Annotated in this window: 15 protein-coding genes and 1 pseudogene; 9 read left to right on the plus strand and 7 right to left on the minus strand. The window is 42.7% G+C overall.

Annotated features, from left to right (window positions below; genetic code table 11):
- Positions 1-78 precede the first annotated feature (78 nt).
- A complete protein-coding gene (gene fumC / locus KT990_RS12800; RefSeq protein WP_005171036.1) occupies positions 79-1,473 on the minus strand; it encodes a class II fumarate hydratase in 1,395 nt (464 codons plus the stop codon).
- Between the two features lie 135 nt (positions 1,474-1,608).
- Positions 1,609-2,619, minus strand: a complete 1,011-nt coding sequence (locus tag KT990_RS12805; protein ID WP_074382815.1) for an NAD-dependent epimerase/dehydratase family protein — start codon at positions 2,617-2,619, stop codon at positions 1,609-1,611.
- 71 nt (positions 2,620-2,690) lie between these two features.
- On the opposite strand from KT990_RS12805, the gene tusD reads away from it, so the two are divergent.
- From tusD to KT990_RS12825, 4 genes are read left to right on the plus strand one after another with little or no spacing between them, the layout of a single operon-like run.
- Positions 2,691-3,059, plus strand: coding sequence for a sulfurtransferase complex subunit TusD (gene tusD / locus KT990_RS12810; RefSeq protein WP_005096839.1), 369 nt, complete (start codon positions 2,691-2,693; stop codon positions 3,057-3,059).
- 44 nt (positions 3,060-3,103) lie between these two features.
- Positions 3,104-3,454 carry a hypothetical protein gene (locus tag KT990_RS12815; RefSeq protein ID WP_074382816.1) on the plus strand — a complete coding sequence of 117 codons (351 nt, stop codon included), beginning with the start codon at positions 3,104-3,106 and terminating at the stop codon, positions 3,452-3,454.
- A gap of 19 nt (positions 3,455-3,473) precedes the next feature.
- Entirely contained in the window at positions 3,474-3,758 is a 285-nt protein-coding gene (locus KT990_RS12820; RefSeq protein WP_005096836.1) for a hypothetical protein, read from the plus strand.
- Between the two features lie 14 nt (positions 3,759-3,772).
- Entirely contained in the window at positions 3,773-4,084 is a 312-nt protein-coding gene (locus KT990_RS12825; RefSeq protein ID WP_005096835.1) for a TusE/DsrC/DsvC family sulfur relay protein, read from the plus strand.
- A 112-nt stretch (positions 4,085-4,196) separates the two neighbouring features.
- Here the strand turns inward: KT990_RS12825 and KT990_RS12830 are convergent, their stop codons facing one another.
- The 3 genes from KT990_RS12830 to ybaK all read right to left on the minus strand — a co-directional run bounded on the left by KT990_RS12830 (position 4,197) and on the right by ybaK (position 6,641).
- Positions 4,197-4,685, minus strand: a complete 489-nt coding sequence (locus KT990_RS12830; RefSeq protein WP_218208888.1) for a hypothetical protein — start codon at positions 4,683-4,685, stop codon at positions 4,197-4,199.
- A gap of 62 nt (positions 4,686-4,747) precedes the next feature.
- The gene (locus tag KT990_RS12835) at positions 4,748-6,001 is read right to left on the minus strand and encodes a YncE family protein (protein WP_218208889.1); all 1,254 of its coding nucleotides are present in this window, start codon (positions 5,999-6,001) and stop codon (positions 4,748-4,750) included.
- 172 nt (positions 6,002-6,173) lie between these two features.
- On the minus strand, positions 6,174-6,641 hold the full coding sequence (ybaK, locus tag KT990_RS12840; RefSeq protein WP_218208890.1) for a Cys-tRNA(Pro) deacylase: 468 nt from the start codon (positions 6,639-6,641) through the stop codon (positions 6,174-6,176).
- Between the two features lie 914 nt (positions 6,642-7,555).
- On the opposite strand from ybaK, the gene aroQ reads away from it, so the two are divergent.
- From aroQ to accC, 3 genes are read left to right on the plus strand one after another with little or no spacing between them, the layout of a single operon-like run.
- Positions 7,556-8,011 carry a type II 3-dehydroquinate dehydratase gene (aroQ, locus tag KT990_RS12845; protein ID WP_005096831.1) on the plus strand — a complete coding sequence of 152 codons (456 nt, stop codon included), beginning with the start codon at positions 7,556-7,558 and terminating at the stop codon, positions 8,009-8,011.
- Positions 8,012-8,027: 16 nt separating this feature from the next.
- Positions 8,028-8,444 (plus strand): acetyl-CoA carboxylase biotin carboxyl carrier protein, encoded by a 417-nt coding sequence (gene accB / locus KT990_RS12850; RefSeq protein ID WP_005096830.1) that lies wholly within the window; start codon positions 8,028-8,030, stop codon positions 8,442-8,444.
- A gap of 18 nt (positions 8,445-8,462) precedes the next feature.
- Positions 8,463-9,830 (plus strand): acetyl-CoA carboxylase biotin carboxylase subunit, encoded by a 1,368-nt coding sequence (gene accC, locus KT990_RS12855; protein WP_005096829.1) that lies wholly within the window; start codon positions 8,463-8,465, stop codon positions 9,828-9,830.
- Positions 9,831-9,888: 58 nt separating this feature from the next.
- Here the strand turns inward: accC and KT990_RS12860 are convergent, their stop codons facing one another.
- Positions 9,889-10,332 carry a hypothetical protein gene (locus tag KT990_RS12860; protein ID WP_218208891.1) on the minus strand — a complete coding sequence of 148 codons (444 nt, stop codon included), beginning with the start codon at positions 10,330-10,332 and terminating at the stop codon, positions 9,889-9,891.
- Positions 10,333-10,649: 317 nt separating this feature from the next.
- On the opposite strand from KT990_RS12860, the pseudogene KT990_RS13640 reads away from it, so the two are divergent.
- Both KT990_RS13640 and KT990_RS12870 read left to right on the plus strand, forming a co-directional pair.
- Positions 10,650-11,909, plus strand: a pseudogene (locus tag KT990_RS13640) (GGDEF domain-containing protein).
- Positions 11,910-11,957: 48 nt separating this feature from the next.
- Positions 11,958-13,448: an amidase gene (locus KT990_RS12870; RefSeq protein WP_100357160.1), complete on the plus strand. Its 1,491-nt coding sequence runs from the start codon at positions 11,958-11,960 to the stop codon at positions 13,446-13,448.
- A 19-nt stretch (positions 13,449-13,467) separates the two neighbouring features.
- Here the strand turns inward: KT990_RS12870 and KT990_RS12875 are convergent, their stop codons facing one another.
- The gene (locus KT990_RS12875) at positions 13,468-14,637 is read right to left on the minus strand and encodes an MFS transporter (protein ID WP_180000457.1); all 1,170 of its coding nucleotides are present in this window, start codon (positions 14,635-14,637) and stop codon (positions 13,468-13,470) included.
- Positions 14,638-14,783: the final 146 nt, after the last annotated feature.

A 14,783-nucleotide genomic window follows, 5' to 3' on the forward strand; every position in this document is an offset into this window, starting at 1 on the left:
CTGCCTGAGATAAAAACCACTGCTGACGATTCCATGATAAAACAGGCTGAAAGATTGAAAATAAAAGCCTTAAACGCTTTATTTTACATTTGGTGAGACCATCTGTTCAGGACGCACCACCTCATCAAACTGTTCAGCCGTGACTAAACCAAGTTCAACAGCCACCTGCTTTAAGGTTTTAGCTTCTTTATAGGCAGTTTTGGCAACCTTGGCTGCATTCTCGTAACCAATCACCGGGTTTAATGCAGTGACCAGCATTAATGAGTCATGCAAGAAATGATCAATCTTGTCACGGTTCGGCTCAATACCTACGGCGCAGTGATCATTGAAACTATTACAGGCATCGCCCAAGAGCTGGATGGATTGCAGTAAGTTATAGGCAATCACAGGCATAAACACATTCAGCTCAAAGTTACCCGATGCGCCTGCCACATTAATCGTGGTGTCATTTCCAAGCACTTGCGCCACCACCATGGTCATGGCTTCACTTTGCGTCGGATTGACCTTACCCGGCATAATGCTTGAACCTGGCTCATTTTCAGGAATACGCAGTTCACCAAATCCACAACGAGGCCCACTGGCTAACCAACGAATATCGTTGGCAATTTTATTTAGGCTGACTGCAAGGGTTTTTAATGCGCCTGAAGCAAATACCGCAGCATCACGGCCGGCCAAAGCTTCAAATTTATTCGGAGCAGTGACAAATGGTAGACCTGTCAGCTTCTCCAGTGTTTCTGCGGCCTGAACTGCATAATCAGGATGGGCATTTAGACCTGTACCAACAGCCGTCCCGCCCAATGGCAACTCATACAAACCCAGTAAAGCTTGCTGTAAGCGAATTAAGCCATGATCAAGTTGGGATACATAACCACTAAATTCCTGACCTAGGGTTAAAGGTGTCGCATCCTGTAAATGCGTCCGGCCAATTTTGACAATATCGGCAAAGGCTAAAGATTTTGCATGCAAGGTATCACGTAGACGGGTAAGCGCTGGAATAAGAAGTTGATTAATCTGCAAACTCGCTGCGACATGAATCGCAGTCGGGAAAGAGTCATTCGTCGATTGGGCACGGTTGACATGATCATTTGGATGAACCGGTTTTTGCGCACCTAAATGATTGCCCAATTTTTGATTGGCAATATTGGCTATCACCTCATTACAGTTCATATTACTTTGCGTGCCTGAACCGGTTTGCCAGACCACCAGTGGAAACTGGCTATCCCACTGCCCGCTAATCACCTCATCTGCTGCATCCACAATATAGCCCGACAGCTCTTGAGGAATCTGATCCAGTTTAGCATTGGTCAAGGCTGCAGCTTTTTTTACCAGTCCCATTGCACCAATCATTGCCCGTGGCAAGCGTTCATTGCCGATCTTGAAGTTTTGCAAGCTACGCTGGGTCTGAGCGCCCCATAAAGCCTCACTTGGTACAGCCACTTCGCCCATGGTGTCATGTTCAATACGTGTTTGCATGTTCAACCTCAATTTTTTACATATCGCTGATTTTAAAAGCATCTATCACGATACTTTGCTAGATTGATTAAAAGTAATCGATTATATTAAATATGTAAATGATAATTATTATCAAATATTTTTTACTTATCTCATTTACTGTCCTCTCAGTATATTTTGATAAAATAGCCATTCATCCTCAAGCATCTTTTTCAGTGAACGCTGCGGTTGCCAATGCAAAATCTGCTGTGCCTTTTCAATATTCGCGCCTAGCTGGTCAAGCTCTGCATGAGGATAAGGCAAGGCATCGACTGTTCTAATTGCAGACTGGGTCACTTCTGCCAGTTGATCTAACAAATCCTGTATCGAAATGAGCGTTCCAGCAATATTGAAGGCTTCACATTTTAATTCCTGTTGTTGCCATAGCCACTGCAAGGATTTAATCACCGCATCACAACTGTCTGCCACATGCAGAAAACTCCGCTCTACTGTTCCATCCGCAGTATAAGCCTGACGGCGTAATTCCAGATATTCGCGCTGCTGCGCAGCGACCTGCATTGCCAAAGGCACAATATTTTTCGGTAAAGGTGGCACCGCCTCGCCTAGGACACCATGCTCGAAGGCGCCGCTAATATTAGATAGTCTTAAGATGGCAATGCGCCACTCGTTATCTGTTTTGACAGTATCCCGAATAATTTCCTCAACCATCTGTTGCGATTTAATATAGGGATTGGGATAAGTATAGTTAAAAGGTAGATCTTCATTGAGATCCGTACCGGATTGTCCATAGACTGCCAGACTGGATAAATGCACCAGATGCCGTACGCCGGTACGTTGCATGGCGCGCATTAAGCTCATAATACAGCTGACATTATCATTATAATATTCAAGGGGTTTTAATACTGATTCTTCTAGCGACTTAAAACTGGCAGCATGTACTACAGCCTGAATCGAATGCTGTTCAAATACTTTGTTTAATGCAGGCGTATTGCGAATATCAATTTTGATAAAAGGCACATACATCCCGGAAATATATTCAAGTCGCTCCAGCGTCTGCAAATTGGCATTGGCCAAATTATCGACCACAATGACCTCTAATCCTTGTGCTAACAGACTTAAAGCAATATGTGAGCCTAAAAAGCCTAATCCACCCGTCACTAAAATCATTGTATACTACCTACTTTCTGATGAAGCCCAGATCAAGCTGTTGCTATTGATCAAGCCTGTAGTGAATTTCGATGAGCACCTTAATTCTTGTTACCTCCGCACCAACTTCTATTTATGCCTGGCATGCCCTTGGTTTGGCGCAGGCATTACACAACAAAAACCAAGAATTCCGCGTATTCTTTTATCAGGACGGCGTGTCGGTCGCAAATGCACTGCAATGGGTGCCCGACGATCAACGTCATCTTACACATGCCTGGCAAGCACTCAATATTCGCCTACCGGTCTGTGTAAGTGCAGCACTGGCGCGAGGGATTACAGATCAGGACAATGCTCAACGTCACAATATTCAGCAGCATAATCTGGCGGATGCCTTTGAATTGGTCGGTTTAGGTGAACTTGCCGATGCTGTTCAATCCTCACAACGTCTGATTCAATTCTAGATGTTCCATTTTTTAGAATGTGTTGCTTTTCCAAGGAATCTTGTGTGAAATCTGTACTTGTTATATTAACCCAAGCCAATCTGACCAGCCTGCAAGTGCATGAAAGCCTGTCTGCGACCATGGTTTTGGCGACATTTGGTGCGGAAGTGAAAGTTCTGCTACAAGGTGCAGGCCTTAGTCTTCTACGCTCAGAACTGCAATTTGATCAGTTACAACATGCCTTTAAACTGGCATCAAATATGGTCGACAGTTTTGAGTTTTATGACCTCACTCCAATTCTGATTGAACAGAAAAACCAGAACTCGCCCTTTGTGGCTCAGAACGAACAAGAGATTGAATTTATTGAGCTAAGCCCAGCGTTTATTCAAGGCTTTGATCATGTGCTGTATTGGTAAGGAATAAAGGATATATAAAATGTCAAATCACACACTTTATCTGATCCAATCGAACTATGCGGCAACGGCGCAGATTCTGGAACAACTCGCTCAAATTTATACCCCAGTTGATCAGATCGTACTGATGGGTGAAGCCGTATTACAGCTGGAGCATTCATTTCTACAAAATTTGCCGAAAATTTACATGCTGGAAAATGATGCAGAGCTTTTGACACAGCCTTTGCCGGATCAGGTCAAGCTTCTCGATTTTGCCGATTTTGCAGATCTTTGCCTCGGGTTTAATCGCTGTATTTCAATGAAATAATCAATGAGTTAAATATGAATTTAGAACTGGATCAAGATGGTCATCTGATCGATTACACCATTTGGAATGAAGAAGTCGCGCAAGTCCTGGCCAATAACCTGGAACTGAACTTAACCCCGTGGCATTTTGAAATTCTGCAAGCAGTGCGTCAGTTCTATCAGCAGTTTGGCCATTCACCGGCCACACGTCCCTTAATTAAATTCCTAATGAAAACGGTTAGTGCTGACATTAACAATGCCATGCTTCAGGAAAAGTTTAATACGGGTCTGGTCGCGCGGCATTTAAGCCGTTTGGCCGGCGTACCCAAGCCTGCAAATTGTTTATAAAAGTACGCTGTCTTCAATACTTATATCTAAATGCCTGAATTCTCATTTGGGCTTTTTTATGAAAGCAATTTTCACATCTAAAATAATAAAAGATATTCGTGGCTTGAATTCGTCAACTTCGGGTTTGTTCTAAGGTTCGCAAAGCCCGATGCAATTCATGATCCATTTCTGGCAGAACTTTCAGCAGAAACTCAATTTGTGCTTTCGCCTCGTCTCGAGTCACCAGTTTAGCTTCTACCAGCGTCTGCTGTAGACTAACCAGCAAACTGACCTGTCTAGGATCTGGTTGTTGCCCCTGACCTAAAGCACTGATGATTTGAGCAAAGTCTAGATATAACTGTTGTTGTTGCTTTAACAATAGGCTTTGCTTTGTAGCTACATTATTTGGTTCAGCCTGTGTATTTTGGCTATTGCTCTTAAAACTCAGAGAAATATAGTTGGGTGATTTTTCAAGTCGGGCAACCTGATCACGATGGGCTTGGGCTTGATTGGCAAAATCAGTCCGATAGATGTCTTGTCGTATCTGGTAAGCAATAGCCACCAAAATGCCGAACAAGAGTAATCCGATGATGAGATATAAAAGAACGGTCTTATCTTTCATCTTGATCTCCTCAACCCAATAAAGACAGCTCTTATCAAAACGCTGCCTGTATCGTTGCTCGACTACGGCGTTGACCAGTCTATTGGTGCATAGCCGATCCGGACACGTTGTGGATGATTCCCAACTGGCACACTGAGCACTTTATCCCCTGTGGAAAAATCAATCACGGTCACCACATCGGTTTCACTTTCGGAAATCACACAGCTTTTACCATCTGGACTACGCGTTGCCCAATAGGGTTTACCGGCAGGAATCAGTTTGCCCGCAGTCAGCGTCTTACGATTTACAATCGTGGCATAATCATCCATGGTTCCTGCAACACAGAGCTTTTCACCATCAGCACTGATTGACAAACCATGATGACGCGAATCATTGACCCATTTTGTCCGGTCTTTCGGGATACTATCACTACCAGGGAGCTGTCCGATCCGGCTAATCTTGTTCTGATTCAGATCGTACTCAATCAGACCATTAAAAAATGAAACCTGGGCATAAAGTTTCGTTTCATCCTTGCTAAATACCATTGGGCGAACTGAATTGGATAAATCCTTGCGACCAAATGCATCGAGTGCGGGCCTGAAATCAATTTTTCTCAGCACTTGATGGGTATTGGCATCCGCGATGCTAATGTAGCGTTTTCCTTTGGTGAAATCCTGCCACTGTGCATCCATTGACGTTTCAACATTGCCAATCGCGGAGTTCAGGATTTTGTTACCATCATCGAAGTAGATATTTTCATGCGGTTTATCACCCGTAGCAAAACGCCCTAACTCTTTGCCAGTGTGAATATCCAGGACATGTACCACATTGCCTGAAGATGCTGACACCGCCACGCGTTGACCATCTGGCGAAACCGCCATGTGATCGGCACGAAAACCTTCAACCGGTGTACGCCAGTTCATCTTGCCTGTTTTGATATTAATAGAGACCACATCGGCGAAACTTGGACGCGATGCCACGATGGACTGACCATCTGGCGTCGAGTACATATCATCGACCAACTGATTATTACCTTCACCCGCTGTGGCCTGAATATAGGTATAGGCAATCAGCTTGATTGGATTGAGATGAATTTCTTTGAGACGCTCTTTACGGTCAGGAATCATGTTAATGACGCCAATTTTGCCAAAATCACCCGATGGACGAATCACAGTCACTGTGCCATCCCAGTTGTTTCCGACAAAGAAAACCTGCTGTGAATTGGCAGGTGCAGCTGAAGGCGCAGAAGCGGCCTGTACACTCGGAAACGCAGACAGCATCGCCATTGCAGATAAGGTCAGACAGAATCGTGGCCATTTTTTATTTTGAACTTTCATCCTTTATGCTCCGCATAATCATTTTTATTATTTTTAATTCTTTATTGCGCACATTTCCGCTGTGCTTATTCGTGACCTAATATACAAAGGTATAAAATGATTTGCTGATTTTTCCGACCAAAAAAAGATCACTTCAAACGCTATTCATTTAAATCTTCAGGGGAATTTGACCTTATACATCCAGCACATCGACAAACTGTGCATTCAGCACTTTGGCAAGATCAGCCGGTTTCAGTCCGATATCCAAGCCTCTTTTACCGCCACTCACATATATTTTATTGAGCTTTTCTGCCGATACATCAATGACTGTTTTTAAACGTTTCTTTTGTCCCACTGGGCTGATTCCACCCACCAGATATCCGGTTAATCGTTCTGCCTGTTTAGGATCTGCCATCTGCAATTTTTTACAACCGAATGCAGCAGCTACTTTTTTAAGATTAAGCTGATAATGAACAGGTAATACTGCCACAAAATATTGCTTTTCATCTGTTACCAATAGCGTTTTAAAGACTTCTTCGACTTGTAATCCTAATTTTTCTGCAGCCTCTAAACCAAAGCTTTTCGCATTGGCATCATGTTCATATTCATGAATACTATATTCAATTTTTTGAGTTTTTAAGAGTTTACATGCAGGTGTCATAATACTTCTGGCTCAAGTCTGATCGCCTTAGTATATAAATATTCGCTCAAGAAGTTAATGTTTTTGCCCCATACCTCTGCTCCATATGCATGACTACAAGCTGTTTCTGAGATTTTTTGCAAAGAAAGTGGCGTGCAAAATACCAACAAAGATATGTGTTTTTGCCACTATCTAGATATCAGATGCGCCTGTGCCTAGCGATTTAGAATGCTTTGAAATGAACATATTCGTCATTTCATCAAGATAGCGACAATCTAAATTTTTCCAAACCCTTCGCTATAAATCTCTTTAAATTCGATGTCTGTTTCTTAGTCAGCTTTATAAATTTAGAAACAGAACATAAAACTGATCTCTAAATTGAAGTAACTCATTTTTATCTGGTATTTTGTAATAAAATGCATATAAAAACACAGACTAAAATATTAAAATAAGCTTATTAACATATTGTCTTATCTTGCCTTTTTAAGTATTTCTCCATCTTTTCAAGATGAGATTTTGACATTAAGGGAAGCACGGTTAAAGGCAAAGTTAGGCTAGTCATCCTCTCACGCAAGTCAAGGATCTCTCGATTGAATGTCCTAATCGTTTTGGCCAGACATGAATTTTTGCAAGATTAAAATATGATCAAACAGCAGAGCTAATCCTTAACATGAAGATACAGTTACATAAAGGATATTAACTGTTTTTGCCAATTGGGTTTACAATGAAAACAATCTGAATACCCTGCGAATTGTAATTTTTTAACATTGCCAAATCTCTGCAAAGTTTTCATTATAGCGCCACTGTTTAGGATATGCTTTCTACGTCAATTCAAAGAAATTATAAATAGTCATGTAGAAAATCATGCAATAATAAGCAGAGTTTGCAGCTATCTTGCAAACAAACCTCGATACTTTTTAATTGGAGCATGCTGGATGAGTTCGACCATTTTGGTTATTCATGGACCGAATTTAAATTTGCTTGGAAAGCGCGAACCAGAAGTTTATGGTCATCTTACGCTTGGCGATATTAATCAGCAACTGACTGCTCAGGCTCAACAGGCCACATTACAACTCGATACCTTCCAAAGCAACTGGGAAGGCGCAATCGTTGACCGAATTCATCAAGCCCAACTCGACGGCGTACAATATATCATTATCAATCCGGCAGCATTGACACATAGTTCTGTTGCGGTTCGCGATGCCCTGCTTGGTGTCGCCATTCCTTTTATTGAAGTCCATTTGTCAAACGTCCATGCACGCGAGGCATTTCGACATCATTCGTACTTGTCCGATAAAGCCATCGGCGTGATCTGTGGTCTGGGTGCAAAAGGCTATGCTGCTGCGCTCGACTATGTCATTGAAAAAATACAATCTTCTACAAAATCTTAATTAGGAATACTGTCTCATGGATATCCGTAAAATCAAGAAACTCATCGACTTGATGATTGAATCTGACTTACAGGCGATCGAAGTTAAAGAAGGCGATCAATCGATTGCATTAACTCGTCGTAATCCAGTGGTTGCAGCGGCTGTTCCTGCAATGCCTGCACCTGCAGCTGAAGTACCTGCGGCGAAGTCTCCGCGCGGTGCTGTTGAAACATCTCCAATGGTTGGGGTGTTTTACTCTGCACCAAGCCCAGGCGAAGCGACATTTGTCAAAGTGGGTCAAACCGTTTCTGCTGGTGATACCTTAGGTATTATCGAAGCAATGAAAATCATGAACCCGATTGAAGCAACTCAAAGTGGTGTGATCGAAGAAATTCTAGTGAAAAATGGTGAAGTGATTCAATTCGGCCAACCACTTTTCCGCTACCGCGCTTAATCACCCCGGGGATTTATAATGTTGCAAAAAGTTTTAATTGCAAACCGTGGTGAAATTGCTTTACGCATCACCCGGGCTTGCAGAACTTTAGGGATCAAAACCGTAGGTGTCTATTCTGACGCAGACAAAGACCTGATGCATTTGCGTTTCTGTGATGAAGCGGTTTGTATCGGTCCGGGTGCGAGCAGTGACAGCTACCTGAATATTCCTGCGATTATTACAGCTGCTGAAATTACTGGCGCAGATGCCATCCATCCTGGTTATGGTTTTCTCGCTGAAAATGCTGAATTTGCTGAAATCGTAGAAAATTCTGGTTTTATCTTTATCGGTCCACGTCCAGAACATATTCGCTTAATGGGGAACAAGGTTTCTGCCATTATTGCCATGAAAAAAGCGGGTGTACCAACTGTACCGGGCTGCGACCATGCCGTAACCATTCACAATGCACTCGCTGAAGCGAAAGAGATCGGTTTCCCGCTGATTGTCAAAGCTGCTTCTGGTGGTGGTGGTCGTGGTATGCGTATCGTCGAAAATGTCGACACCCTGCTGGAATCTGTTCAGGCTGCACAGCGTGATGCAGAAATGTGGTTTGGTGATGATACGGTCTATATGGAACGTTTCCTGCAAAAGCCACGTCATGTTGAAGTACAGGTACTGGCTGATGGTAATGGCCATGCGATTCATCTCTATGATCGTGACTGCTCGCTACAGCGTCGCCATCAAAAAGTACTGGAAGAAGCGCCAGCACCGAACTTACCAGAGCAAGCACGTGCCGATATTCTAGAAGCCTGTGTCAATGCCTGTAAACTGATGCAATATCGTGGTGCAGGTACATTCGAATTCCTGTTTGAAGATGATGGATTCTTCTTCATTGAAATGAATACGCGTGTTCAGGTTGAACATCCGGTAACTGAAATGGTAACCGGTATTGATATTATCGAACAGCAATTGCGTATTGCTGGTGGCTTAGGTCTCGATATTCAGCAAGAAGATGTCAAGGTTTTAGGACATGCGATTGAATGCCGTATTAACGCAGAAGATCCATCAACCTTCTTGCCTTCACCCGGCAAGATTGAGAGCTTCTATGCACCAGGCGGCGCAGGTATCCGCTTAGACTCGCACATCTACCCAGGCTATAGCATTCCGCCGTATTATGACTCGATGATCGCCAAACTGATTTCGCATGGCAAGGACCGTGAGACGTCTATTTCTCGCATGAGAAATGCCTTGGAAGAAATGATTTTGACTGGTGTTAAAACCAACATTCCTTTGCACAAAGATTTAATCCTTCAGGATAAAAACTTCTGCAAACAGGCGATGGACATTCATTATCTGGAAAAACATTTGTTGAAACAGCTAGAAGGTGCTGAAGACAAAACTCAATAAGCTTAAAGCTTATAAAAAACCGCTGAAATTCAGCGGTTTTTTTATGTTGATGATTCATTTATGGTAATACACGTCTGAGCACGGCAAAGCATTGCTCGGCCTTGTCATTGGCACAGAAATTAATCGTGTACGGATTTTGCCATTTCACAAAATACTGGGAAATTTCACCGGATTGATCAACCTGATTGCCTGAGCAGTCTTTTTCATTATTATCATATTTAACCTGAAGAATCAGTGCGGGAATCTGAACGGTCGGATCCTGTGCAGGCTGATAATCATATAATCCTGAAGTCCACTCTTCACCACTTTTAATTACGACATTATTATTGCTTTTAAAATTATAATATTCGATACATTTTTTATTATCCGGAATTTCCATCCCCCACAACCCCACAATTTCAGGACGGGTTTTCACGGTAAATGTATTTGGGGTTTCAGCAGCTTTAGCAGAAACTTGCGCTGGTTTTTTATTTTCTGTCGCCATTAGCCAAGGTGAGCTCATGAGTAAGATAAGGCTAAGACATATTTTTTTCATATTTACCGGCATCGTTTTAACAATTGATTCTAAGTTAGCATATTTTTTCAGAATCGTATCCCACTCTGGAGCAGTTTAAATCTGAGTCCATAAAGTTTTTATCATATTGTTTAAAAACATGGATTTCTTTTCCAGTTTATTTTGTATATATTTCGTATATAACAATCTTAATATCATGTATTAATAACAGATTAATCAAAAAATAACTTTATATATAAAATCAGACTTACTTGCTAAAAAAAGTGATCATTCACACTTAAAAATTTAAATATAGGATTTTAAATTTGCAATTGGCTCGAATAACAGAACAACAATTAAATCATGAAACCTATGCTTATTTTGTCATTGTGTTCGCTGTTTTAGTATGTTGTTTTATTGGGATCGCAACCAGGCCACTCGGCTATCTCGCCCTGATCTGGCCAGCCAATGCTGCCTTACTGGCCATATTCCTGCGTTTTCCACATTTAAATCATCTGGGTGGCTGGCTGGGTGCATTCAGTGCTTTTATGTTTGCAGATCTGGTCACAGGCAACAGTCTGCTGCAAAGCCTGTTTCTTACACTTTCCAATCTGATTAGTACCATTGTCTCGATATTTTTATTCGTTATTTCAAGATTAATTATAAATACTACAATACCGGTTATACCTTTGGTTCTGGCCTTTCCCAGAATCAAGGATATGCAGTATCTGTTTAAAAACCGCCGTCAAAAGCGTCATCATTTCAGTTATTTTCTGCCCGCAGCTACAGTCGTACTCTGTGTCATCATCACCAATATTTTTTCAGGTCCGGGCGCCCTGCTCTATCCTTTGGCTGCGCTGATCTGGGCCGCATTAACCTATCGCCTGTTTAGCATGACACTGATTAATGCGTTTGTGACTATTTTAACCTATTACAGCCTGACGCAGTTTTATGCCACAACGCATGACACCTTGGCAGATTCTACGATTTATATTTCGCTCCGGATCGGGCTGTTTATGCTGGCCTTATCGCCGCTTATTCTTTGTATTATTAGTCAAAACCGCAATGAGCTGTTTAAACGGGTTCTCTATCTGGCCAATCATGACAGTCTGACCCACACCATGAACCGTCATTTTTTCTTTCAGAAAGGTGAATATTTACTGCAATATGCCAACAGAATGGAATTTTCGGTCATCATGCTGGATATTGATCATTTCAAACGTCTGAACGATGATTTTGGCCATCATGTCGGTGACAAGGTGCTGCAACATTTTGCGGAAATCATTCGCTGCAATTTACGTGCTGAAGATCTGTTTGCACGAATTGGTGGGGAAGAATTTGTGCTGTTACTCTGGAACACCGAGCCTTTTGAAGCTTAGGATATTGCAGAACGCATACGTAAACGTGTAGAAAAAACCCCGATGCATCAATCAGATGGTTCAGACCTCTACATTACCGTGAGTGTAGGGATTACCCATCAAAATGAACCACAATCACAAGACCTGCAAAACCTGATCAATATTGCAGATCAGGCCTTATATCAGGCCAAACATCGTGGACGTAATCAGGTGGTGCTTGCATCTTAAACTAAAATCATCTACAACCTTGAACAGCATTAACGCTAGGGAATGGCAATGAAATTAGAAGAATATCTACAATATGACGGTTTAGGATTGGCTGAACTGGTCGCCAATAAACAGGTACATTCCAGTGAACTTTTATCCGCTGCCTTAGAGCGTAGCTCAATTGCCAATCCCGAACTGAATGCTATTATTATTCCCATGCATGAGCATGCATTAAAACGGACCCAGCAGAATTTATCCGGACCTTTTGCCGGTGTGCCTTTTCTGGTCAAAGACCTGTTTCAGGAATATGCAGGTTATCCAACCTCTTATGGCTGTCAGGGCTTAAAACGGATCGGTTATATTGCCGAAACCAATGCCGAGATTGTCAATCGTTGGGAAAAAGCTGGAATTGTCACTTTTGGCCGTACCAATACGCCTGAATTTGGCATTAAAGGGATTACCGAACCAGATGCCTGGGGTAGCTGTAAAAATCCATGGAATTTACAACATAATAGCGGCGGCTCATCGGGTGGCTCGGCTTCTGCTGTGGCTGCCGGCATTGTACCAATTGCGGGTGCAGGCGATGGCGGCGGTTCGATACGTATCCCCGCTTCATATTGCGGGCTGTTTGGTCTAAAACCAAGTCGTGGCCGTACCCCCTGGGGGCCGCAAATGAGTGAGGCCATGCATGGTGCAGCGATTCAGCATGTCCTGACTAAAACAGTGCGGGACAGTGCTGCAATGCTGGATGCCACGCATGGTGAAGATCACAGCTCGCTATTTAAGATTCAGCGTCCACAGCATCATTATCTGGATGTGATTCAGCAACCACCGAAAAAACTGAAAATTGCCTTTAATCCCCATTCTACCATTGGCACGCCTGTCTCTCCGGATGCTGTGAAAGCCATCGAACAGACAGCCAAACTGCTGGAATCTTTGGGACATGAGGTGGTTGAAGACCGTCCGGCCATCGATGGCATGCAACTGGCCAAGGATTTTATTACCACCTGGTTTAGCCAGTTTTCATTTATGCTGGATGAAATCCAGAAAGGCTACCCGTCTAAAGCGAAGGATTTTGAACTGGACTCTTTAGCACTGGCGGCTTTTGGAGCTAAAACCAGCGCACTTGATTATATCCAGAACCTGAATAACTGGGGCCAGTACGTGACCCAGATGAATCATTTCTTTGATGATTATGATCTGTATCTGACGCCTGCAACCGCAACCGTCGCACCGAAAAATGGCGAAGTCAAAACACCTGCATGGCAGAAGCCAATTTTAAAGGCTTTATTGGGTATAGGTAAGGCCCATCTGCTGGCACAAGGTAAACTGGTCGATCAGATTGTCAAAGAAAACCTGAAATGGGTACCTTTTACTCAACTTGCCAATATTACCGGGCTTCCAGCCATGTCAGTACCCTTGTACTGGAATGAACAAAACCTGCCGCTCGGTTCGCAGTTTATTGCACCCTTTGCCCGTGAAGACCGGCTATTGCAATTAGCTGCTCAACTGGAACAGGCACAGCCTTGGGTTCATCAGTACGCCAAAATTCGGATCTAAATTTTAAGCATCAGAGGCATCATGAAGATATCTTTGATTGCTCAACTTTATTGGGCAACCCAAAAATCAATAACAAACCAAACAAAGTCGATGCGGCGGCAAACATAAAGATGGTTTCTCCGCCAATTTTATCCCAATAATAGCCCGCCAGAATGCTGCCACTTGCTACGCCTAAGCCCCACATGGTGCTATATAAAGCCTGTCCACGGCCTTGCTGTGCAGCAGAGAAATTCTGGAAAATAACCCGCATGGCGATCATGTGAAATAAACCAAAACTCAAGGCATGAATCGTTTGGGCAAAAAATTGTGCCACAAATGCAGATGGAAATACGCCTACAATCAGCCATCTTAAGCCAGTCATCAACAGGCAAAGTATCACCAAATGACGCCATGACCAGCGTGTCAGAAAGAAGGTAGCATAAGCAAACATAATAATTTCGGCAATAACCCCAATGGACCAAAGCAATCCGATCTGACTGCTACTAAATCCCGCCTGACTAAGATAATTACTATAAAAACTATAAAACGGCGCATGTGAAAACAGCATGATCAGTTCAATCAGAAAAAAACTGTATACAACCGGGCGCTTGAAAATCGGCCAGAGGGCTTCCAGCTTTTTCTGTGCAGTAGGCGCCGCCGTAGGTTCTTTAATGCTAAAAGACCAGAGAAAAGCCAGAAATGAAATACACAGCAATAAAACTGGAAGCATGCTAATGCTGATAATTTCAAAGATGGCGCCCAAGCCGAATACACCGATAATAAATCCAACCGAACCCCATTTCCGGACTTTGCCATAAAGTTCTGCTCTTTTTTCCCCGAGCCAGAATAGAGTCACGCCTTCAAATTGTGCCAAAATCGCATTTTGAAAAAAGCTGAAAATCAGCATCAGTAAAGCCACTGACTGAAAGCTGTTAGGAATGATAAACATCATCAACCAGATACAGGCTTCCATCCAGGTGGCAATCCGTACCAGCAACATGCGCTTACCAGATTTATCTGCAATCCAGCCCCAAATAAAAGGCGCAAAAAACCGAGTGAGAATCGCAATAGAAGATAAAATACCGATTTCCTGATAGTTAAAGCCTTGATCTTCCAGATACAGACTCCAGAACGGCATGAATGCGCCCACAATCGCATAGTAGAAAAAATAGAATCCTCCCAGTCTGGTACTGATTGCAAGTGCTTGCATTAAATTGTATTCCCTTGCATCTTCAATGGCTTATAAATACTAATAGTTGCGTCATATTGCATTGAATTGCCCTTACTTGCTGTTCAAAGGTCTACAAATCCACAGAAAATATATTTTAAAAAAATTTGTAGAGTGCACCCTAAGAC

The organism is Acinetobacter sp. F9, assembly GCF_019195275.1.
In the GTDB taxonomy this organism is placed as follows: domain Bacteria; phylum Pseudomonadota; class Gammaproteobacteria; order Pseudomonadales; family Moraxellaceae; genus Acinetobacter; species Acinetobacter pseudolwoffii.